The sequence below is a fragment of the Deinococcus betulae genome (assembly GCF_020166395.1).
Taxonomy (GTDB): domain Bacteria; phylum Deinococcota; class Deinococci; order Deinococcales; family Deinococcaceae; genus Deinococcus; species Deinococcus betulae.
In genome coordinates this window covers 25406-46698 of sequence record NZ_JAIQXU010000015.1, presented here as the reverse complement: position 1 = coordinate 46698, position 21293 = coordinate 25406, and the positions used below count along the sequence as shown (strand labels likewise).

The window sequence follows — 21293 nt, the reverse complement described above, 5'->3', positions numbered from 1 at the left end:
GATGAGTCATGTTCGCAGAGCGCAAGCGGGAGGGGGGCAAGCCCGGTCAGCCCACTAAGGGCGGGGCCAGCCAGACGGGGCCGCAGGCTCCTGAGCAGGTGGGCTTGCCGCCAGCCCGGCCGCCACAGGTCGCGGCCCAGGTGCGGCGCGTGCCGGCCGCTCGGCGCCCCGCCCCCAACCTGGCCAGCCACGCCCAGGCCTTTGCAGCGGCCCAGAAAGGGGCCACCCAGGTGCTCAAGCCTCAGGTCAAGGCAGCCCCCCCCCCGCAGCCGGTCAAGCGCCCGACCCTGCCGGCCAAAGTGGTGCCTCAGCCCGCCCTCAAGGCCTCGTCCCTCAACCCCAAAGCCGCCATGACGACAGCCGCCCGCCTGACCAAGGTGGCCGCCAAGAGTCCGGTGCGCGCCCAGTTCGCCAAGCCCAAGCTGGACCACGCGAAACTGAAAGCAGCGGGCGTGTCGCCCTCGGCCGCGAACAGGAAACTGGCGGCGCAGCGCAAGGCCTCGGGGGCGCTGGCCAGCGCCTTTCTGGGGCGCAACCGCATGCAGGTGGGCACCTTGCAGCGGCAGGCTGGCGCGGCTCAGACCCGCCTGAAGACCCAGGCCCGCAAAGCTGGGGCGCAGGTGGCGCGCGCCGCCACTACGCAGCAGGGCAAGGTCCGCGCCGGCATCTCGGCGCAAAAAGCCAGGGCGCGGGCGCGCGCCGCCGCCGGCACGGCGCAGCTGGCCGCGCGCAAAGCGGCGGCGCTGGCCGCGCTGCCGGCCGCCACCCAGGCGGCGCGCACCCAGACGCAGACGCAGTATGCGGCGTCGGTCACCGCCGCGCGCACGGCGGCCAGCGCACAAAAAAGCGCGGTGCGCGCCGAATACGAGCGCCTGAAAGCCGATTATGTGCGGGTGGGCGGTGAGGTGGGCCAGGAGGCCCGCAGCCGCGCCGAAACCCAGGCCCAGGCCTACGAATCGAACGTGACCGGCGAGAATGACAGCTTTCTGGAAGGGCCCCTGACGGACAACCGCTGGAAGGCCCGTGCGGGCGCCGCGCGGGAGGTGGGCGCGGCCTACGCCCCCGGCTTTCAGGAGCAGGCGCAGGACGAGGCCAACAAGTTAACGGGCGAGAGCGGCGGCCTGGGCAAGGACCTGAAAAACATTGACCTGGCCCTGCAGGACACCGAGCGCCTCCTGAAACAGCATCTGGACGCCTCTCACCGCCGCATCAGCGCGCGGGAGCGGCAGGCGCGTCAGCAGGCGCAGGCGGCCTACAGCAGCCTCAGCAGCAGCCTGCGTGCCCAGCTGGCCGGCACCCTGAGCGGCCTGGACGCCACCCAGGGCGCGCAATTGGCCGCCATTGCCCGACAGGCGCAGACGCAGCAGGCGGCGCTCAGCCGGCAGGCGGGCAGCGCCAGCACGTCGCTGGGCCGCTCGGTGACCGGGCTGGCCAAGCAGCTGGACAGCCAGCTGAGCGCCTTTAGCACCCAGGTCGCCCGCGCCCAGGCGCCCGACCCGGCGGACCTGAAGCGCACGCTGGACCAGGCCCAGCGCGGCATCACGGCGGGTGTCAAGCGCGCGCAGCTGAGTTTTACCCAGGGCACGGCGCAGGTGACGGCAGGCCTGAGCCAGGGCGCCGCCCAGACGAGCGCCGCGCTGGGTCAGGTGGCCCGCGCCGCCGTGGGGCAGGGGGCGGCGCAGGCCGCCGGGTTTGACCGCTCGACCCAGGCGGTCGTGACGCAGGCGCTGGCCCTCTTTCAGGGCCTGACCAAGGCCCATCAGCAGGGCACCAAACAGGACGCGCAGAGCACCGCCAAGACCCTGACGGCGCTGGAACAGGGCCTGGACGGGTTGTATGCCCGCGCCCTCAAGAACCTGCCCGAGGAGCTGCGCGCCACCCTGCCGCCCCTGCGCGAGGGGCTCTCGGCCAACTTTCCGCAGGAAGACGCCGCTATCCGCGAGAATGCCGAAAAGGCGGCCGCGCAGGTGCAGCCGCGCTGGAAAGCCTGGGTCAAGATTGCCCTGATGGTCGCCGTCATCATCGTGGTCGCGGTGGTGGCGGGGCCGGCCGTGATTGCGGCGGTGGGCGCCATGGCCGGGGCACTGGGGGCCGGCGCGGCGGCCGGGGCCATCGGCGCGGTGGTGGGCGGCGCCCTGGTGGGGGCCGCCAGCGGCGCCGTCATTCAGATGGGCAACAACGCCATTGACAACATTGGCATGGACGCGAAGTTCCAGAAAAGCCTGTTTGACGGCGTGGGCAAGGCCGCCGTGCTGGGCGCGGTGGGCGGCGCCCTGGGCGGAGCCGGCGGCCTGATCGCGGGCAAACTGGGCACGGCGGGCCTGCTGGGCAGCGGCCTGACCCAGAAGGCCGGCACCTTTGCCGTGGGCACCACGTTCGACCTGGGCGGCAGCGTCCTGGGCGAGTTGATGACTGGCGCGTCCCTGGGTGACGCCCTGAAAAGCATTTCCAGCCCCGAGGCCATCATGATGATGGCGATTGGGACGGGCGTCGGCGCGGCCACCACCCGCCTGCCGGGCCGGGCGGGCGGCCTCCAGACCAAGGCCACGGCGGCGGGCGAGCGCTTTGGGAGCACCCTGGGCGACCGGGTTAATAACGTGACCGGCAACCGGCACGGCACGGTGCCCACAGAGATGAACCTTCAGGTCCGGGGCGACCAGGCCAGCGTGAAGGGCTATACGGACGGCCGAACACGCATCGAGGTGGGGCCGGAGACCTCGCCGGCCACCCTCCGGCAGCATGAGGCGGCGGCGCGCGACCTGCGGGCCGACAACAGTCTGGTTAACCGCACCCGCGCCAAACTTCAGGACATGCTGGGGTTTGAACCGACCAGCCCCAGGCCAAGGACCGAGCGCGCCCGGCTGACCGCCGAGACCGAGAAGCACCTGCAAACGGCGGCCAGACTGCGCCAGGAAGCGGACCTCGCGCCCAGCCCTCTGAAGCGCGAGCAACTGCTGGAGCAGGCCAATCTGGCCGACGCGTATGCCAGGGACTACGCCCAGAAGGCCAAAGCCAGCCCCGAGGCCACCCCCGACACCGTGGGGCAGGTGGACACCCGGCTCAAGCGCGGCCCTGTGGCGGCCAAGGAACTGGGCTGGCCCGACGCCCCAGACGGCTACCAGTGGGCGCTGTACGAAGGCCAAACCAGGCCTCAGCTGAACGTGACCGACAAGAACAACGCGCCCATGCGTTACAACGAGACCACGCGCGCTTTCGAAAATACTGGTGACGCCACGATTCCGGCCAAAAAGGGCGACGCCGCCAAGCATGACTGGGACAACGAGCTGGTGGTGGGCCAGCGCGACGGCCAGGACCTGAAGCTGCAAGCCGAGGTGCAAGAACGGCTTGACCGCCGCGCCCTGGCCCAGCAGGAACGGGACCTGCTGGAACTCAAGGGGCTGGGCGCCACCGAGGCAGACCTGGCGCGCATGAAGGTGCTGGACCAGCAGATTCGGGACGAGAGCCGGCAACTGGGCGAACTGGCCGGCACCAACTACATCAAGAGTCAGTACCCCGAATCCGATCTGGTGTACCCGCCGCCCGGCGCGCCGTCCCGCTCCGGGGACTTTGACCAGGTGTGGCGGGTCAAGGACGCGAACGGCAAGCTGAAGTACATCGTGATTGAAGCCAAGGGCGGCTCCAGTCCGCTGGGGCGCCGCCGCATTGAATCCGGCGAATTTGCCGAGCAGGGCAGCAAGGACTACTTCACCGATATCCTGAACAACATGGTGCGTAACCGCAACGCGGACCTCAAAGCTGTGGGCCGGACGCTGGACGGCGCCTACGAGCAGGGCAACGTGAATTATCTGGAGGTCCGGGCGCCTGTGGTCACCACCCGCACAACCGACGCCCAGACGGGTCAGGTCACCGTGAGCAACGAGGTTACGCAGGTGGTGGTGCGTGAGTTTGACTTGAATCCGGTGGGAGGCCAGCCATGAGTCACGTGCTGGCGGAAGAGTACGTCTTTGAAACGTTGGAAGAGGACATTGCCTGGTACCGTCAGTCTGTGCGCGATTCCCTGGCCCGCGCCGAGGAGCCGCAGCACAACCTGACCTGGCTGGCCACCAAAGCCTATGACCTGACCACCCTGCTGGTGCTGGCTGGCCGTGCGCCGGACCCTGAATGCGGCAACATGGCGTGGCTGGCGGGCAACGCCGAAGCCTTTGCCCTGTACCTCTCTCTCTTCCCCAAGGGCGAGAAGGAGTTGGAAGTCCTGCTGCCCAACCCGCCGCATAGCCTCCTGAGTATCGGGCGCACCACGACGGGGCCCGCCAATGCTTCTCCTGGCCACTGGTTCAAGGCCTTCTATCTCACCCTGCTCTGGGATGAGCCGGTCGTGATGACAGAAACGCTGATGCGGCCCTACGCCCCGGTGTTTGCGGCTTCTTCGACGCGGGCGCCCGCCTACCGCACCTTGCAGGTTGAGGCGGCGCAGGCCCTCTACACCCGCGCGCCGGATGTGCTGGAGAAACTGATCGCCGCCCTGGACGCCATGCAGGCGCCGGGGCTCGACCCTGAAGACCAGGCGTTTGCCACCGAGATCGCCATGTGTGAGGCGGGCATGATGACCCGCCTGGCCCAGGGCGACGAGGCCGGCTTTAACGGCGAAGTGCGCCTGGCCCTGGAGCGCCATGTCAAGTACTATCAGCGCGACGAGGACCTGAGAAACAAGTCAGTGGCCTGGATCTGTCTACCTGCTCTGGGACTGTGCGCGCTGGCCCGGCGCCGGGGGCTGAAGGTCACGGTACAGTCCCCCCTCTTGCCGCTGGAACTGCTGGGTTAGGCGCTCATACGGACTCCGATTGAATCGAGCAGTCTGCTCGGTGAAATCCGAGCGGACTTGCAAAGCTCCGCAGGAGAGCGAGCAGGAGAAGGTACGAATGCCGCGAGAGGGAGGCGCAGACGGTGCCCTTACGGCTGTGCCGTCATGAAGCGGCATCCGTCTCAGGGTTGAACGCTGAGCAGTGAAGGGGGCCGCCCTTTCACTGCTCTAGAGCGGCTGCAAGAGACAGCAACGTGGGCGGAGTCAAGTGCTGCCTTTAGGCCTCAGTCTAGAGTGCCCCTGTCAGCTCCGGCTCCAGGCTGCTGCCTGGGTCAGGGCCTGGGCGGCAGCGTCCACCTCGGCAGGCGTGGTGGCGGCCCCAAAACTGAAGCGCAGCGTGGCGCGGGCGTCGGCCTCACTCAGGCCAATGGCCGTCAGGACGTGGCTGGGCTGCATGGTGCCGGCGCTGCAAGCGCTGCCCGCGCTGGCGGCGATGCCCAGCATGTCCAGGTTCATCAGCAGGGCCTCGCCGTCGGCGCCCGGCAGGGTCACGCTGGCCACCTTGGGGCTGCCCTCTGGGGCGTGGTTCACGCGCAGGCCCGGAATGGTCTGAACAGCGGCCACAAAGCGCTCCCGCAGGGCTGTCAGGTGGGCAAATGTCGCCTCACGCGCGGCCTCGGCGTGGGTCAGGGCCACACCGGCGGCGTACACGCCCGCCGTGTCCTGGGTGCCGGGGCGCCGGCCTCCCTCCTGACCGCCGCCGAGGGTCAGGGGCGGCAAGTCGGCGCCGCGCGCCACATAGAGAAAGCCCACCCCGCGCGGCCCGCCCCATTTGTGCGCGCTGAAGCTGGCGTAGCTCACGCCCCAGGCCGGCAGGTTCACCGGCAGCACCCCCGGCGCCTGCACCGCGTCGGTGTGGTAGGGCACGCCCGCCTGCGCGGCCAGAGCGGCCAGTGCGGACGTGTCCTGCACCGTTCCCAGTTCGTTGTTGGCGTAGTGAATAGACACCAGCGCCGTATCTGGTCGAAGCGCGCCCGCCAGCTCGGCTGGGTCGTAGCGTCCGGAGGCGTCGGGGGTCAGCCACGTGACCGCCCAGCCCTGCGCGGCCAGGGCGCGGGCCGGGGCCAGCACCGCCGAATGCTCGGTGGGCGTGGTGATCAAGTGGCCCGGGCGTTCGTGGACCTCCTGCCAGGCGCGCGTGACGCCCAGTAGCACGTGGTTGTCGCCTTCGGTGCCGCCACTGTTCGCCAGCAGGGTTCGGGGGTCCACACCCAGCGCCGCCGCCACGCGGGCGCGGCCCTCTTCGAGCCGCTCACGGGCGGCCTGACCGGCGGCGTGAATGCTGGCAGGGTTCCCGGGCAGCGCGGCGGCGGCGGCGTAGGCGGCCAGCGCCTCGGGGGTCATGGGGTGCGTGGCGGCGTAGTCCAGGTAAATCATGGCGCTCAGGGCGTGACAGTGGCGAAGTCCGCCCCGTCGCGCCGGATGATGAACACGGCGTCGCCCGTCACCGTCGCCGTGGTGGTGGCGCGCTGCCCGGCGATGTCGGCCGCCGCGTAACTGAAGTCCAGGGGGCGCTCGCCCGTCTCGTCCTGCACGGCCAGGGTATAGGTGCCTTCCGGCAGGTCGGTGGGAAAGGTGTAGGCGAAACTGACACTGCGGCTTTCGGTCACGGGAACAGGTGGAATCTCATCGGGGGTGACGGGCTGGGGGTCGGGAACCACCGGGTCAGTCACGCCGCTGTCCACAGGGGCCGGTTCGGGTTCGGTGGGCTGCTCGGGCACGGTGGGCAGCGGCGCAGGCGGCAGCGGCAGGTCGCCCGCCGGGCGGCTGGGGGCGCTGTAGCGCGAGGTGGCCACCGTCAATTTCACGGCGCTGCCCACCTTGACCCGCACGAAGGCGGCGGGCGTCTGTTCCAGCACCGTGCCCGCCGCCCGGTCACTGGGCTGCGGCGTCACCGACGTGACCACCAGGCCGGCGGCGCGCGCGTATTCGCGGGCTTGGTCATAGGTCATACCGCCCAGGTTGGGCAGCCAGGTTTCCTTGCCGCTGATACCGGTGCTGACCATCAGCTGCACCGGCTGGCCCTGCTGGGCGCTGGACCCGGCTTCAGGCAGCTGCGCCACGATGCGGCCTTCAGGGGTGCTCGTCAGGGTGCCGTCCACCTTTACAACCTTGCCCACCGTCATGGCGCGGTCTTTGAGGGCGTCTCTCGCCTGATCCAGGTTCATTTCTTCCAGGCGCGGCACCTCGATAGCGGGGGGGTTATTGACCGTCAGCGTGACCAGGCGCCCCACCGGCAGGTTGGTGCCGGCGGGCGGGTCCTGGCGGATGACCGACCCAATCGGGCGCCCGCCCGCCTGCCCCTCGTTGTAGGTGACGCGGAACCCGGCTTTGGCCAGCAGGCGCGCGCCGCGCAGGGCGTCCTGGCCCGTCACGGCGATGACCTCGCGCACCGGGGGGTTCAGGTAGGTTTGCGCGGCCTGCGCGCCCAGGTAACCGGCGCCGCCCAGCAGCAGCAGGCCCGGAATAAAGGTGAGCCAGCCGCCCGGCTCGCGTTTCTTTTTCACGCGCCCGCCCCGCAGTGGGGTCAGGAACCGGGCGTTGCGCGCCGCAAGGTCCTCGGCGGAGCGGGGGGCTGGCAGGGGGGTGAGGTAAGCCAGGCGCGGCTCGGTGCCCTCCACGACCACCTGGGCGTCGTCCAGGGCGTACCCCTGTTCGGCCAGGCGGGCGCTCAGGGCCTGCACCCCGTCAATCAGTTCCTGCGGCTTGACCTTCTGGGCCAGGGCGGTGTCCAGCGGCTGCCCGGCCACCGGCTGCCACACCGCGTAATAGGCGCCGGGCCGCGCCACCACATCGGTCAGGCCGGCGGGGGCCAGGGCGCGCAGGGCCGAGCGGTAGGTGTGAAAGGCTTGCCGCTCGGCCGGGGAGGCGACGTTAAACCACGCCACCTGCCGGGTGACGCCCTCGGCGGCGCGCACCTCGGACAGCGTGACTGACCCCTGCACGGCCAGTTCGCGCAGCACCTCGTATTTGCCGTCTATTACTTTGCCGCTGCCCTGGTCCGTCATGCGCCCCGCAGCATAGCGCGCTGGCGCTGGGACAGGTCAGGCCCGCGTGAGGAGGCTACAGCCCCGCCACCCACCCGCGCCAGCCAGTACGCCCCGAAGCCGCCCAGCAGACCCACGGCCAGGTTGCCCTGGCGCCAGACGAGCAGCGCGGCGACGGCGGCCCCCACCAGTCGGCGCAGCCACTCGGGGCTGCCCAGAATCTCGGGCACAATCAGCGCGGCAAACACGCTGACTGGCACAAAGCGCAAGAAGGCGTGCCAGAAGGGCGTCAGTTCCAGGCGCCCCAGGCTCAGGCCCAGCAGGCGCGGCCCGAAGGTCACCGCCCACATCAGCCCAATGACGGCCCAGGTGCTCACGCGGCCTCCGCAGCTGGCGCGCGGCGGGTCACCAGCCAGGCGCCCAGCAGCGCCCCGCCCACCCCGACCAGCAGAATGCTGAGCCCACCCGGCACCCGGCCCGAGAGAGCCCACGCCCCCAGTCCAGCCACCAGCGCCACCAGCACCTCGGGGCGGCCCCGCAGCAGCGGCACCAGCAGCCCTAAAAAGGCTAGAGGAAAGATGACGCCCACCCCCAGCGCCGCTGGTCCCGGCAGCACCTGGCCGGCCAGGGCACCCAGCAAGGTGGCGGCGTTCCAGGCCGCGTACAGGCTCAGTTCGGCGCCCAGCAGCAGCGCGAAGGTCACGCCCCCCGGCGTGCGCGTCCCCGCCACGGTGACCACGCCAAACGCCTCGTCGGTCAGGAACTGCGCGGCCAGGATGCGCTGACGGCCACTGAGCGGCAGCTGCCGTGACAGGCTCAGGCCGTAAAGCAGATGCCGGGCGTTCAGGAGAAAGGTGGTGCCCACCAGCGCCAGTGCGGCGCCCAGGGGCAGCGTGCTGCCCACAAATTGCCCGGCCGCCGCGAACTGGCTGGCCCCGGCAAACACGGTCAGGCTCATCAGGCAGGTGTCCCACAGGCTCAGGCCCGCGCCGCGCGCCGTGACGGCGTAGGCCACCGCAAACGGCACCACCCCAGGCCACAGCGGCAGCATCAGCCGGAAGCCTTGCCAGAAGCCTGTTTGGAAGGTCGTCATGTGCCTCACCCTAGCGCCCCCGCCAGTCCACCACCGCGCTGACGGGCCGCTCCTGGGCCTGTAACTGGGAATAGAGCGCTGGGAGATCGGCCGGCCTGATCGTTAGCGGAAAGAGGTGGTCCAGCAGCGGGTCGGCGTGGGCCCACAGCCAGTGCGCGTAGGCCGCGTAATCTTCGCCGTCATTGGAGCCCACCACCTGCACCTCCCGCTGGTGAAAGGCGGGCGGCAGGCTGAGGGCGCCGCCATTCCCATCTGACGGCGGTACTGCGTTGCATGGATGGTGGGAGAGCGCCACCATCCATTCCACTTCGACCGCCGTCTGGACACAGCGACTCGCTCCGCTCGCCCCAGCGCCAACGGCGCTGGGTTCTGCCAGGACAGCACCACACAGCGCCCCCGGGGTGCCAGGTGTGACACCAGTTCGGTAAACCCGGCCGGGGAAGCGTTGCACTCCACACCCACCTGAAACCTGTCGTGCGGCAGCTCGCCAGGGGCGTGGACGGCGGCGGCCCCAAAAGTCAGGGCCAGGGCGCGGCGGTCGGCACGCGGCTCCAGAACATGAACCTCATGCACGCCGCGCCGGGTCAGGTTGAAGATGCTGAGGAGGCCCAGCAGTCCTGCGCCCGCCACCAGCACCGCTTCGCCGGGACGCGGCCTGACCTTGCGCAGGCCCTTGTGGGTTTCCTCGCCCAGAATGGCGCACAGGGCGGCGCGGTCAGAGACGTGCGGCGGCACCGGCACCACTCGCCCGGCGGGGTGAAAACCGTGGGAAGCGTGGCCCAGCGTGGTCACGACGCGCGTGCCGGGTGTCAGGGTCACGCCTGCTCCCACTGCCTCAACCGTTCCCAGGGTCTGATAGCCCAGCGCCGCTGGAAAGGGGCCAGCGTGCAGAAGGGTCAGTTCCGACGCGACGCTCAGGGCACTGAAGTGCGTGCGGACACTCACCTCGCCGGGACCAGGCGGCCGGTCTGGCACGGCGTCCCAGCGCAGGCGGTTGGGGGCGTGGGCAACCAGGCGCATCCAGTTCAGTCTGCGGTCTGGAGGCGTCTCCTCGGCCAATTCACTTACCACTTGACCCTGACGCCGCGTGAGGGCCTACGCTGCCAGACAGAAGGAGGTGGGCTTTTGGAGCGCCAATCCCCGCCGCGCTGGACGGTGGGCGAGGTGTCGCTGCTGACCGGCGTCAGCGTGCGGACCCTGCACCACTACGACGACATTGGGCTGCTGCGTCCCAGCGAGCGCAGCGAGGGCAATTACCGGCTGTACACCCCAGCGGACCTGGCGCGGCTGCGCGCCGTGCTGACCTACCGCCAACTGGGCTTTGCCCTGAACGACATTGAGCCGCTGCTGGCCGCCCCGAGCGCCGTGCAGCAGCAGGCGCTGACCACCCAGCTGTCTTTGCTGCAAGAGCAGCAGCGGCGCACCCAGGCGACGATTGACGCCGTGCTGGCGATGCTGGCCAGTCCAGGAGACCCCATGAACAATGAAGACGTAAAGGCTGTCTTTGACGGCTTTGACCCCGAGCAGTACGAACCCGAAGTCCAGGCCCGCTGGGGCGACACGGACGCCTACCGGCAGAGCAAGGCCAAAACAGCTCGGTACACAAAGGCCGACTGGGAAGCGGTCAAGGCCGAGATGGACCACATCTACAGCCAGTATCTGGCCCTGATGGCCGCTGGCGTGGCGCCGGACAGCCCACAGGCGCAGGCGGTGGCTGCACAGCACCACGCGCATATTGAGGCCCGCTATTACGACGCTCCGCCGGCCATGATGCGCGGCCTGGCGCAGATGTGGGTGCAGGATGACCGCTTCACCCGCAACATTGACCGGGCTGGGCCTGGCCTGGCGGCTTACCAGAGTGCCGCTGTGACTGCCTGGGCTGATGCTCAGGAAGCCGGCTGAGCAGGCTCATTGGGAGAAGGCTGGACGCAACGTCTCTTGAGTGTGTGAACAATCATTTTGCCAGAGCAACCACCTTCTGCGGGTGGTTGCTCTGGCAGGAACACACTGATATGGCGGGCACAAAACTCAAGCGGGTCAGAAGGCAAGCAGGCTGTGTAAGGGAGAGACAGTGCGGAGAAATTGCCCGTCGCTTGATGATTCGGCCGAGGTTCTCTGCGGAGTGAGCAATGCTCCGCTGAACATCCATGCCATGAAGAACACTGTCTGACCGGAATAGCTCGCACGGTGCTGCAGGTTGAGAGGTCTGCTCAGGGTTGGCTTCACCCTGTTTTACGCGGCTCCGGCGCCAAACTGTGTGGGTGGGCGCTGGGCGGCGGTCAGGGCGGCGCGCAGTTCGGCCTGCCACTGGGCCCGCAGCGGCGCTGGGGACAGCACCTCGGCGCCGCCGCCCCAGCTGAGAATCCAGGGCAGGGCGGCGCGGCCGTCGTGAGGGGCCTGTAAAGTGGCGTCCACACTGCCGTCAGGATTGATGATGGGCTCGCTCAGATGCGGCACGCGCCCTTCGATGACCCGCAGCCGGGCCTGTCCGGTGAACCGCAGGGTCACAGCGCTGGCGGCAGGGCAGGTCGGGACAGGCACGGGCGCCGCAGCGGGCCGCCCAGGGTGAAGTTGCGCCCCCAGCATCCGGGCCAGGCGAAAGGTCCGCTGGGGACGGCGCCCGTTCAGTTCGCGGCCCACCACCAGCAGTTCCAGCGTGACGGGGTGCCCGCAAATCAGGTGCGGCTGAAGGGTGACGCGGCGGCGTGACTGGGCCCGGCCTGGTCGCAGATACTCGAATTGCAGAGCGTGGCCACCCAACCACGCCTGCGTGACCAGCGGAAGCACTTGCTCTGGGGCCAGCGTCTGCTGTGCAGGCTGGGGCAGAGGAGGCAGCGCCACCTGAACATGAGTGGGCAAGGGGGCCGTCAGACGGTGGGCCAACGCATGCAGCGCTGCGGTCGGCTCAGCTCCGCGTGTCGCCAGAGCGCTCAGGCCTCGGTGGAGCGTCAGGCGCTCCGCCGCCGTCCATGTGGATTCAGGAGCCCCGAGCCTCCAGTGCAAGTGTTCATCCTGTTGCAACTCGGGCTCCAACGTGGCCAGCTCGGTCAAAAGGTTGCCAAGCACCTCTTCTTCCAACCCGGTCGCCTCCAGCAAGTCAGCATGGGTCATGGGCGCACGCCGCAAGAGGCGAGCGAGCAGGAAAAGCTGCTGTGTGCGCTGCATGTCGTCAGGTTGTGGCGAGGAGGCCGGCATGACCTCACCCTGTCATTCTGCCGTCCACTTTTCGTCTGATCTTTTGAGAAGAGATTCTCAGATCAATTTAATTGATTACACCTTGCTCAGCTCGCCAGTCCACAATCCACGGATCGTACCGGCCCTCGCAGAACAGGTCTTCCCGGCCCGGCGCAGGGAAAAGAAGGTCCAGCCAGACCGGTTCCTCGGAAAGCGCCAGGACACCGCCACTCACCTGTACCGATCCGGGCCAGCCCAGGACTTCTCGTAACTCGGCAGCGGCGGTGCTCAGGGCCTTGCGCCGGGCATCAGGCGTGCGGCCAGGCAGGTCGAGGGCGTCCAGCGCCCGCTCACGCGAGACCCGGCCGCCGCAGGTGAGCAGCAGGGCCAGCAGACCCGCCGCCGGCCGGGTGGGCCGCAGCGACAGCTCGATGTCGTACATCCACACCCGCACTGGTCCAGCCAGCGAGCAGCGAATGGTCCAAGGGGGCGTCTCGACCACCACGCCGCGTAGGGCGTAGACCTCGGGAAAGAGGCGGCCCAGGGTGCGCATGTTGGGCAGCAGGTGGCTGTCGGCCTGGTTCATGGTCTCCTGCGCCCGCACCAGATCGCCTTCCTGCCGGTAGAGTTCGGCCAGAGCAATGGTGTAGCGGAAATGTTCGATACTAGAGGTACTTTCACTTCGGATGAGTGCTTCACGCGCGCCGCTTAGATCTCCCACCAAGGCCCGCAAAGCTGACAACGCAGAAAGAAGGAAGTGCTGGCCTTCATACAACACACCCATATCAGCAGCTAGTTTAGTAATAAGTTCTAGGGCTTCTGAACGGCGACCACAAGCAGCGAGAACGAAACTATCTGCCACTTGACTTTCACAGTATTGCGTGGGGTAAAGCCGTTTTCCCGCCGCCTTTGATGACCAATAAATCGCACAGGGATAGGCACCCAATGCGGCGAAGAGAGAGGCCCGTCCGAGATAGAGCTTGTGAATAGAGCTTTCAAGCTTTTCTTGCCTTGCTGCTTCAAGTGAGCGCTCAAATGCTTGGTTGGCGCTGGCATATTGCCCTGCTTGCAGATCAATGTAGGCAATCTGGCCCCAGATTTCGCTTCTCCAGAAAGGGTCGGCCCGTACATCCGTCAGTGCATTCGTAAATTCAACTCGGGCTCTGGCAGGGTCTTTAGCCAGAGCTAAGGCGTAAGCATTACGGATGAGGCCACGGTCCCGGCCAGTTGCAGTAGCAATCGCCTGCAAATAAATCTGTTCCCAACCAGCTCTGCCGCTGTGAAGGAGCGACTGCCCATAAATTTGAAGGGCAATGGCACGCATTACAGGGTCGGAACTATTCCTGGTTCCCGCCGTGAGTTCAGCGGCTTCAGCTAGCTTTTGACGTCTGAGGGCCAGAATGCCCCGAAAGAAGGCCTCTTGCTGTCCAAGCCCTCCTGTCAATGCGAACTCAATAAGAGGCGAATCCATAGAGCGCAACCCAATCCATGCCAGAGCTAACGGCCACTGACCCTGCTTACGCCATTCCTGAGGAATTTCATCTGCAAACTGACGCAGGATCAATGCGTTGTCTCTGGATGTAATGGTGCGCGCAAACTGAAGAAGATGTGCTGCCAGGAGTTCGAGATGTCCATCGGTTTTTAAGGCCTGTAAATGTGGGAGGTCCAGCTCTGTCACCTGCCGAGAATAGGGCAGTGGTCAGAATATTCAGCCCTGAAACCGGGCTGAAACTTTCCACAACCCTTCTTCTCCTCTTCCGTTGTCTGACAAAAAGAGAGGAGTATTGAGGTCAAACAACGCTTCGAAAAACCTAAAATACGCTGAAAACATAATCACCCTCAATGTGGAATCAGGCGCTTGTGAAGCAAGCGGGGCAAAGGAGGTCATCGCTTTGACTGTCTTAACTAACTAAAAAGTCAAAGAAGAGGTTTGCCTGAGCCGATTTTTGGCTTCTGGCACATCTCTGAAACAGAATTTTGGACACCGAAGAGTGGCGCCGTTCGGTCCGCGCGACCCGTTCGCGCAGATATGTGTATTTTAGAACAATGTAACGAATTACGCAAATGACAGAATTACTTAGACGTGACCTCGCCAGGTGGTCAGCAGACCAGGCCAGATAGGCATGAAAAGACCCCAGGCGCCTGCGCCGGTTGGCTGAGCCTCTGCAAACGCTTCAGGCGTGACCAGGCACAGGCGCGTAGCGTTCAGGCATGAACTGGCCTCAGCCTACCGACTTCGTGCAGGGTGTGCCCATCCCGCCGCCAACGGCTTGGACGCGCCCCGGCCTGGTCATGACCTTCAACCTCGAATGTCCAGGATGCGTGTCGCGGGGGATTCCGTTTCTTAAGCGGCTTCACGCTGAATTTGGTGAGACCGCGCACCTGCTGGCGGTGCATACCAGTCTTGGGCACCGCCTGCTGCCCCGTGAGGATGTGGAACCCACCCTGGTCAAATTTGCGCGGGACTACGCCAGGGTGCCTTTTCCAGTGGCACTGGACCTGCAAGGGGACTTTGCCCGCGACTGGCGCACCGAGGGCACACCCCACTGGCTGGCGTTTGCGCCAGGCGGCGAACTGCTGCGCAGCGTGTACGGCAGCCAGGAAAACGCCCAGACCAGACTCCAGTATCTGCTGGAGGAATGGGCTGGGCGCTCAGATGAAGAGAGCGGTTAGCGGGTGGTGCTGGTGCTCTGGGGCGGCAGAAAAATGCCGGTAGCCAGCCTGTCCAGTGGCACGCCACTGACGCGCACCAGCAGGCCGGGAACGGCGCCCCCACAGGCAAAGGGACCAAGCTGGCCGGGATCTTTAACAAACCGCAGCGTTGCGGCATAGCTCTGAAGCTGCACGAGGCCCCCGGCCTGCACTTCTGCCGTATCAACTGCATAATTCTGGCCGTCACGCTTGGTCATGAGCATGACCACCTCGCCCTTGGGCAGCCCGGTCTGAACCGCGTGGAGTGGCCCAGTTGGGGTCTGGCCGGGAGCGGCGGCCACCCATTCACCTGGAAGAGGGTCAACAGAGGCGGCCGCCTGCCCAGAACGCAACAGCCGAGCGGCCAGGTCAAGGCCCAGGGGGTTGTAAAAAGCGCGGCCCAACTCGGTGCGCCTGGCACCGAGTTGAAGGGTCAGGCCACCTACCTGAAGCTGGGGCGCCCGAAACCCCTGAAGAGTGATGGGCAGTAGGGTCCGGAGGCTGCGAACCACGCTCGCCGCGTCGTAATAGGCAGCGCCATCCTTGCTGAAAAAGGCGCTGACAGAGCCCCCACCTGTGGTCTGGCCAGGCAGGCTCAGGGTCAGGTGACCGTTCTGCAAGGTTACCTGACCGCCCTGGGCCGTGACGGCCCGCTGAAGGTCGGCAGCGCTCAGAAAGACGCCAGCATAGGCTCCGGGCTGGTTAAACGTGTAGCACGTCACGCGGCCTTGCTGGCTGACAACCGCGATGTGTGGGCTGGTGGGGACGGTGCCCCGAACGCAGGTGGGCTTGGCGGGCCGCTGGGTCAGGACAGGCAGGGGACTGACGGCGTCCCTCCCACCCGCCAGCGCGTACAGCGCGGCACTGAGGGCGACGGCGAGGGGACCAGCGGCAAACAGAAGTTGTGGCATGGCATATACCTTGGCCATGCCCAGGCCCACGCGCTCGGGCGGGCCGAGTTGGCGGATGGCCTGGGTCAGGGCGTCTTGAGAAGAGAAGCCGTGCAGCCCAAGCTGGGCAGCGCGGGTCAGGGCGTGTTCTTCCAGTTCATCCCACAGTTCCTGCCGGCGGGGTGCAGGCAGACCCCAGGTGGCGCGGCGCAGATAGGTGTTCAGGGCCTGGCACGTGGCCACCGTCTGAACCTTCATGCCCCTGCCTTGCCAAGCTGAGCCACGGCGCGGGTAAATTCGGCAAACTCCTGCCGTTTCCGGTGCAAGCTTTGCCGCCCCTGGTCTGTGATGGCGTAATACTTGCGCGGCTTGCTGTTGCGGCCGACCTCGCCGGGTTGCCCAGACAGCAGCCCCTCGGCTTCTAGACGGTGCAGAGCAGGGTAGAGGCTGCCCTCTTTAAACTCAAAGTAGCCGCCCGTCTGGTCTCTGGCGGCCTGAAGAATGGCAAAGCCGTACAGCGGGGTCTGTTCCAGCAGGGACAGCAGAATCAGGTCGAGGTTGCCGCGCAGGAGGTCAGGGTTCATAGGGTCTCCGGGGATGAACGTGGGCGTTGACCGTCCAGCGTCCCAGCCGGCTGCCGCCCTTACAAAGCCTTGTCTGCCTACATAGTCTGTCTATGCTTGGCATCAGCCCTGATTTGGCAGACTCCTCGCATGCGCCCGTGGATGTTGCAAGCCCCCCAGGTCATCCTGTCGGCTGCCGACAGGACGGCTTTGCAGGCTGCCTGGCAGGCCCGTGACCTCACCCGCCTGCCGGCCACGGTGCCGCGCTGGGTTTTTCTACAGTGGCTGACCGGGCAGGGCCTGCTGCTCCACGGTTCGCCGCAGTCCGGCATTGACACCTTCGAACCGCGCTTGCCCCACGACCTCAGCGCGGATGAGTTCAGCAAGCGCGCCGGCGTATTTGCGGCCTCGGACGGCCTGTGGGCCATGATGTACGCCCTGCGCGACCCGGTTCAGGTGCGGCGCATGCTGAATGTGGCGCTGCGCTTAGAACACGGCGGAGAGTGGTCCGCTCCGCACTATTTTCTGTCGCTGGCCCCGTGCGGCCCGGTTGTGACCAGTGGGCGGGCGCTGCTGTCGCCCGGCACCGTGTACGTTTTGCCGTCTGCTGGCTTTGAGCAAATGCCTCCCCACGACTGGCCTGGGCTGGGCCGCGTGCAGGAACCGCACTGGGTCAGCCCGCAGCCGGTCACGCCACTGCTGGCGGTCTCGGTGCAGCCCAGTGACTTTCCCCTGCCCGTCCGTACCCACGACGCCGCGCAGGTTGATGCTCTGTGTGGGCAGGACCCCTGGGGTTTTCCCTGGCTGGACGGTTAGGGGGTGGCCTCGTCCACCACACGGCCCCCGTTATCGTCAGGCGAGACCACATCGGGGGCCGTTTCAGTAAAGGTGCCGTCCTGCTCCGCGGCGGCCGCCGCGTCGCCGCCGTCCACATACTCGTAGGTCTGTCCATTGAGCCCCGTGACTTCCAGGGTGTAGTCGCTCAGGCGCTTGAGGTCGAGCGTGATGACACTGCCTTTGACCGTCCGGTTCAGGTTGTCTTGCAGGGCGTAGTCACCCAGCAGCGGCGACTGGCAGCCCTGGCCGTTCAGGGCCGCCGCAAACACCTGGGGCGTACTGGTCGCCCGGATGCGCTCCAGAGCCTCAATGCACTGGCGCCGGTAGTACAGCGCGTTGTCGTGCATCAGCTGCTGGTCGCGGCGTTTGTTGTGCGCTTCAATAGGATTATTGCAACTGCACAGCAGGGCGCCCAGCGCCAGAAAGGTCCACCCTTTGATCATGGGTCTCAGTGTAGGAGCGCCTCTAAACATGCGCTGCCTGATCTGGGGTCTCTCAGCCATTTGGCAGAGCCACAAAAAAAGCCTCCCGCAAAGGGGAGGCAGACCCAGCTGAGCGGGATCAGTCAATGCTGGCGCGCCAGCGCCATTCGCTCGCGCGCTTCATGACGTGGGCGATGCCGCCAGTAATGGCCAGCTTCTGGTTCCAGGGCAGCTTCATCCAGCCGACGGCCATCAGGCCGCCCAGCGACACAAACTCGCCCAGGGTGGTGGGTTCGTAGGCGTCCAGTTCCTCGCCTCTGGCCAGGCGCAGGATGTTCTTGCCCGTCAGGCGGCCCTGCTGCCCGGCGTGCTGCGCGGTGGTGGGCACAGGCTTGCCTTCCTGATTGAGCGCCAGGCCCATGTCGCCAATCACGAACACCTCGGGGTAGCCTTTGGCGCGCAGCTTGTCGTCCACAGCAATGCGGCCGCCGGGGCCTTTTTCCAGTTGACGGCCACTGACGATGTCGCGGGCCTGAATGCCGCCGGTCCAGATAATCTTGCCGGCTTCAATCACCTTCTGCTCGCCGCTGGCCGTCTGCACCGTCACCGTATCGGCGGTCGCCTGCATCAGGCGGTGACCGACCAGAATGTGAATGCCGTACTCTTCCAGGGTTCTCTGGGCTTTGGCGCGCAGGCCTTCGTCCAGAATGGGCAGAATCTTGGGCCCCGCTTCAACGAGGTAGATGTTAAAGGGCGGCAGGCCGCGTTCCTTGCTCAGCAGCGCGGCGCGCTGGGCCAGTTCGGTGACCAGTTCCACACCGGTCAGGCCCGCGCCCCCCACCACGATGTCGCGGTTGCCCTGGTACTCGCTGGAAAAAGCGCGGTTGACGAAGTTGAAAATCTCGTCGGCGTCGCTCAGCTGCTTGAGTTCGCTGGCGTTTTCAGCCAGGCCAGGAATGCGGTAGAAGTTGGTGACCGACCCCAGGCCCACGACCAGTGTGTCGTAGGTCAGCACGCGGCCATCTTTGAGCTTGACCTCTTTCTCGTCCAGATCGACGTGGTCAACCTGCGCCTGTTCCAGTTCGACGCCCGTGCCGCGCAGCAGGGGCGCCAGCGGCAGGGTCACGCGGGTGTTGTGGGCCGCCGCTTCGTGCAGGCGGGTTTCAAAAGTATGGTAGGCATTCTGCTCCACCATCAGGGCCTCAAGGCCAGGGGTGGGCTTCAGTTTCGTGGCGACGGCCAGGCCGGCGTAACCAGCACCGAGGATGAGGGTCTTCATGTCTTTACTCCTGTGAACGAATTCACGAATCGTCTGGGAACCTGGCCCGTAGACCCGAGAATACCGCTGGAAACCTCCGCAGGCCCCAGACGGCAGCAGTGTCCATCGTACACCAAACTCGGTCTGTCATGCTGCGTTCAGTCTCCACCTGCCTATAACAAGCATGAAGAGTTGGGCTCGGTTTCAGGAGGAAGGAGATCGGCCTGGCCCCTCTGAAGTCTTGAGAGGCGAGCGCTGGCCTTTCCTTGTGGCTGGCTGTTGCAGGTTGCCCAGTTGGTTGACCAGTTCGCCGAAGCTTTTTGAGCGTTGGCCTAACGGAGCAAGACCTACCTACCGAATCAAGCCCGCCACACCATTGATGGTCACTGCGATGATGACGGTGCCAAAGACAAATGACAGCAGGGCGTGGCCCAGCAGCAACTGCCGCATGGCGCGCGTGGTCAAGGTGGTGTCGCTGACCTGATAGGTCATGCCGATGGTGGCGGCCAGGTAGGCAAAATCCTGGTAGGTCGGCTCGGGCAGCGGCTGGTTGTCGGGGCCAGTAAACTGCGCCCCGTGCCCGTCGCGGTAAAAGCGCCGCGCGTAGTGCAGGGTGTATTCGGTCTGCACCAGAAGCCAGGAGGCAACGACGGTCAGCAGGGCCAAGCCAGTCAGGGCCAGTTCAGCGGAACGCGGCGCGTGGCCTGCGGCGACCAGCAAGGAGACCACCCCGGCCAGGCTGACCAGCGCGGCGCCGAGGGCCACAGCCCCCGCCACCACGCGCGAGTCGTCTTCGTGGGTGGCGAGGGTGCGGGTCCGGGGCGCGTCGGCGCGCAGGAGGGTGGGCCACAGCTGCGCCATGAAGACGGCGCAGAAGGCCAGCCAGCCGAACATGAGCCGCGCGGCCAGGGGCCAGCCCGCCGGGGTCAGCAGCACTGCAATGAGCGCCGTCAAGGCGCTGCGGAGCAAGCGGGCAGCGGCGCTGGACAGCTGAAAGTGGGGCATGGCCGGAGCATAGGCTTCCTCCGGTCATCATGTGCGTCCCAGTTGGCCTTCATGGAAGCCCTCTAGCCTGACGGCATGTTCCGTTCTCTGGTTGTTGCTTCGGCCCTGAGCCTGCTGACTGCCGCTTCGGCGGCCACGCCACCCGTACAGGTGACCTACCGCGTCTACCACTACACTTGTGACGCCGGCAAGAAGATCAGCGTGTCGTATGTCAGTTACGGGCAGGAGCCCATGTTTGCAGTGCTGGACTGGAACGGCGCCCGCTACGGCCTGGCCCAGGCCATCAGTGGCAGTGGGGCACGCTACGCCGGGTTGTACGGCCCTGTCGGCGCGCGTGGGGGCCTGCAGTGGTGGGAACACCAGGGCAAGGCCGACCTCAGCACCTTTACTGGCAACAGTACCGTGACGACCAAGACGCTGCTGACGGGCTGTAAAACGCCGACCCAGCGTTAGATTCAGGCGAGCGGCGGCCCGGAAGATGGGCCGCCGCTTTCATTGCTGTCTGACCAGGACTTTGAGCGCCGGCGCACTGAAAGCTCTTCTTGTAACCACCCTGGCCGTCAATCTGTGCCTGCGGCGCCCAGCAGCGCTTCGACCTCTTTGATACCAGGTTGCTCGTCCAGAATGCGCTGGGCCACCTCGCGCGTCTTTTCGGTCTGCCCGGTGCGGTTCCAGGCCACCATGGCGCCCTGACGGTACCAGTGGTATTGCAAGGGCACGCCTATCTCTACGGCGCGGTCAAAAGCTTTTGCCGCCTCTTCGGGCTGCCCCAGGGCCAGCCGCGCTTGCCCCAGACCCCACCAGTCAAAGGCGGTGGCACTGTCCTGCCGCGTGCGGGCCGTCATCTCGTCGCGCAGGCGGCTCCAGTTGGCGGCCTCGTCCCAGTCTTTGCCCAGAATGGCGCGCACCTCGGCCTCGCGGTTGGCGGGGTAAGCCAGCAGATATTCGCCGTTGTAGTAGTCCCACAGCTCTGTAAAGCGGGCTTCGGTCAGGGTCAGTTCTGGGCCCAGCAGCGAATCGCTGGCTGTAAAGCTGTCCGGGCCGTAGGCGTACAGCGTGCGGAAATGGGCGGTTTTGTCGCCGCGTTGCAGGCGCTGCTGCACCACCACCGGAAGCTTGGCGGCCAGCAGCGCCCGCATCTGCACAGGGGTGCCTGCGTAGCGGATCAGGGTTTTCAGGCCGTTGCGTTCTAGGTAGGCGGCGACCTCCTGCGTGGAGACCTCCACATCCTTGCTGCTGTCTTTCAGGGCCGCTGCTGCCTGCGCCTGCGTGACGGCCTTGCCGTAATACCCCAGCACAATGCTGGCGGTGACCGGCCCGCAGTTGTTCAGCCCCTGGTTGTCGTGCCCTACGCCCTTCAGGGAGACGCTGGCCGGCAGGGTGGTTTCGGCCTGCGACGAGCACGCGGCCAGCAAGGCCGGGCCCAGCAGCAGGGCGGCGAGCGAACGTTTCATGTCAAGTAGTGTGGCGAGTTTGGTGCCTGGGCGCCTTGAGTTCGGCTGAAGCGTCCTCAAGGGTGACTCCCAGAATGCGGCGTGGCGTGCAATATGA

General features: G+C 66.5%; 20 protein-coding genes. 6 read left to right on the top strand and 14 right to left on the bottom strand.

The window, feature by feature from the left end; translation table 11 throughout:
• Positions 1-8: 8 nt before the first annotated feature.
• Positions 9-3938, top strand: coding sequence for a hypothetical protein (locus tag K7W42_RS12230; protein WP_224574982.1), 3930 nt, complete (start codon positions 9-11; stop codon positions 3936-3938).
• The gene (locus K7W42_RS12225; RefSeq protein ID WP_224574981.1) at positions 3935-4783 is read left to right on the top strand and encodes an immunity 49 family protein; all 849 of its coding nucleotides are present in this window, start codon (positions 3935-3937) and stop codon (positions 4781-4783) included. Before K7W42_RS12230 ends, K7W42_RS12225 begins: the two co-directional genes overlap by 4 nt.
• Positions 4784-5065: 282 nt before the next feature.
• Here the strand turns inward: K7W42_RS12225 and K7W42_RS12220 are convergent, their stop codons facing one another.
• The 5 genes from K7W42_RS12220 to K7W42_RS12200 form a co-directional block, all read right to left on the bottom strand.
• Positions 5066-6199 carry a cysteine desulfurase family protein gene (locus K7W42_RS12220; RefSeq protein WP_224574980.1) on the bottom strand — a complete coding sequence of 378 codons (1134 nt, stop codon included), beginning with the start codon at positions 6197-6199 and terminating at the stop codon, positions 5066-5068.
• Positions 6200-6204: 5 nt separating this feature from the next.
• On the bottom strand, positions 6205-7830 hold the full coding sequence (locus K7W42_RS12215) for a PASTA domain-containing protein (RefSeq protein WP_224574979.1): 1626 nt from the start codon (positions 7828-7830) through the stop codon (positions 6205-6207).
• On the bottom strand, positions 7827-8186 hold the full coding sequence (locus K7W42_RS12210) for an AzlD domain-containing protein (RefSeq protein WP_369411349.1): 360 nt from the start codon (positions 8184-8186) through the stop codon (positions 7827-7829). Before K7W42_RS12210 ends, K7W42_RS12215 begins: the two co-directional genes overlap by 4 nt.
• A complete protein-coding gene (locus K7W42_RS12205) occupies positions 8183-8902 on the bottom strand; it encodes an AzlC family ABC transporter permease (RefSeq protein WP_224574978.1) in 720 nt (239 codons plus the stop codon). The genes K7W42_RS12210 and K7W42_RS12205 overlap by 4 nt, the downstream gene beginning before the upstream one ends.
• Before the next feature lie 102 nt (positions 8903-9004).
• Entirely contained in the window at positions 9005-9922 is a 918-nt protein-coding gene (locus K7W42_RS12200; RefSeq protein WP_224574977.1) for an MDR/zinc-dependent alcohol dehydrogenase-like family protein, read from the bottom strand.
• Positions 9923-10027: 105 nt separating this feature from the next.
• Between K7W42_RS12200 and K7W42_RS12195 the strand changes: the two genes are divergently transcribed.
• Positions 10028-10804 carry a MerR family transcriptional regulator gene (locus K7W42_RS12195; RefSeq protein WP_224574976.1) on the top strand — a complete coding sequence of 259 codons (777 nt, stop codon included), beginning with the start codon at positions 10028-10030 and terminating at the stop codon, positions 10802-10804.
• A gap of 330 nt (positions 10805-11134) precedes the next feature.
• On the opposite strand, the gene K7W42_RS12190 is transcribed toward K7W42_RS12195, so the two are convergent.
• The 3 genes from K7W42_RS12190 to K7W42_RS12180 form a co-directional block, all read right to left on the bottom strand.
• Complete coding sequence (locus K7W42_RS12190) at positions 11135-12013, bottom strand: helix-turn-helix transcriptional regulator (protein ID WP_224574975.1); 879 nt, start codon at positions 12011-12013, stop codon at positions 11135-11137.
• 151 nt (positions 12014-12164) lie between these two features.
• Positions 12165-13754, bottom strand: a complete 1590-nt coding sequence (locus K7W42_RS12185; protein ID WP_224574973.1) for a tetratricopeptide repeat protein — start codon at positions 13752-13754, stop codon at positions 12165-12167.
• 30 nt (positions 13755-13784) lie between these two features.
• Positions 13785-13964: a hypothetical protein gene (locus tag K7W42_RS12180; RefSeq protein ID WP_224574971.1), complete on the bottom strand. Its 180-nt coding sequence runs from the start codon at positions 13962-13964 to the stop codon at positions 13785-13787.
• Between the two features lie 323 nt (positions 13965-14287).
• Here K7W42_RS12180 and K7W42_RS12175 point away from each other — a divergent pair, with 323 nt between their 5' ends.
• Positions 14288-14749, top strand: a complete 462-nt coding sequence (locus K7W42_RS12175; protein ID WP_224574969.1) for a TlpA family protein disulfide reductase — start codon at positions 14288-14290, stop codon at positions 14747-14749.
• Here K7W42_RS12175 and K7W42_RS12170 read toward each other — a convergent pair.
• A complete protein-coding gene (locus K7W42_RS12170; protein ID WP_224574967.1) occupies positions 14746-15915 on the bottom strand; it encodes a permease prefix domain 1-containing protein in 1170 nt (389 codons plus the stop codon). The two genes, K7W42_RS12175 and K7W42_RS12170, sit on opposite strands and share 4 nt — an antisense overlap.
• Positions 15912-16241, bottom strand: coding sequence for a PadR family transcriptional regulator (locus K7W42_RS12165; protein WP_224574965.1), 330 nt, complete (start codon positions 16239-16241; stop codon positions 15912-15914). Before K7W42_RS12165 ends, K7W42_RS12170 begins: the two co-directional genes overlap by 4 nt.
• A 129-nt stretch (positions 16242-16370) precedes the next feature.
• On the opposite strand from K7W42_RS12165, the gene K7W42_RS12160 reads away from it, so the two are divergent.
• Positions 16371-17036: a hypothetical protein gene (locus tag K7W42_RS12160; protein ID WP_224574964.1), complete on the top strand. Its 666-nt coding sequence runs from the start codon at positions 16371-16373 to the stop codon at positions 17034-17036.
• On the opposite strand, the gene K7W42_RS12155 is transcribed toward K7W42_RS12160, so the two are convergent.
• The 3 genes from K7W42_RS12155 to K7W42_RS12145 form a co-directional block, all read right to left on the bottom strand.
• Positions 17033-17500 (bottom strand): hypothetical protein, encoded by a 468-nt coding sequence (locus tag K7W42_RS12155; protein WP_224574963.1) that lies wholly within the window; start codon positions 17498-17500, stop codon positions 17033-17035. The genes K7W42_RS12160 and K7W42_RS12155 overlap by 4 nt on opposite strands.
• 118 nt (positions 17501-17618) lie before the next feature.
• Positions 17619-18758, bottom strand: a complete 1140-nt coding sequence (locus tag K7W42_RS12150; protein ID WP_157457565.1) for an NAD(P)/FAD-dependent oxidoreductase — start codon at positions 18756-18758, stop codon at positions 17619-17621.
• Between the two features lie 330 nt (positions 18759-19088).
• Positions 19089-19742 carry a DUF1345 domain-containing protein gene (locus K7W42_RS12145; RefSeq protein ID WP_224574962.1) on the bottom strand — a complete coding sequence of 218 codons (654 nt, stop codon included), beginning with the start codon at positions 19740-19742 and terminating at the stop codon, positions 19089-19091.
• A gap of 75 nt (positions 19743-19817) precedes the next feature.
• On the opposite strand from K7W42_RS12145, the gene K7W42_RS12140 reads away from it, so the two are divergent.
• Complete coding sequence (locus K7W42_RS12140) at positions 19818-20195, top strand: MliC family protein (RefSeq protein ID WP_157457567.1); 378 nt, start codon at positions 19818-19820, stop codon at positions 20193-20195.
• Between the two features lie 107 nt (positions 20196-20302).
• Here K7W42_RS12140 and K7W42_RS12135 read toward each other — a convergent pair whose 3' ends face one another.
• The gene (locus K7W42_RS12135) at positions 20303-21196 is read right to left on the bottom strand and encodes a C39 family peptidase (RefSeq protein ID WP_224574961.1); all 894 of its coding nucleotides are present in this window, start codon (positions 21194-21196) and stop codon (positions 20303-20305) included.
• Positions 21197-21293 lie beyond the last annotated feature (97 nt).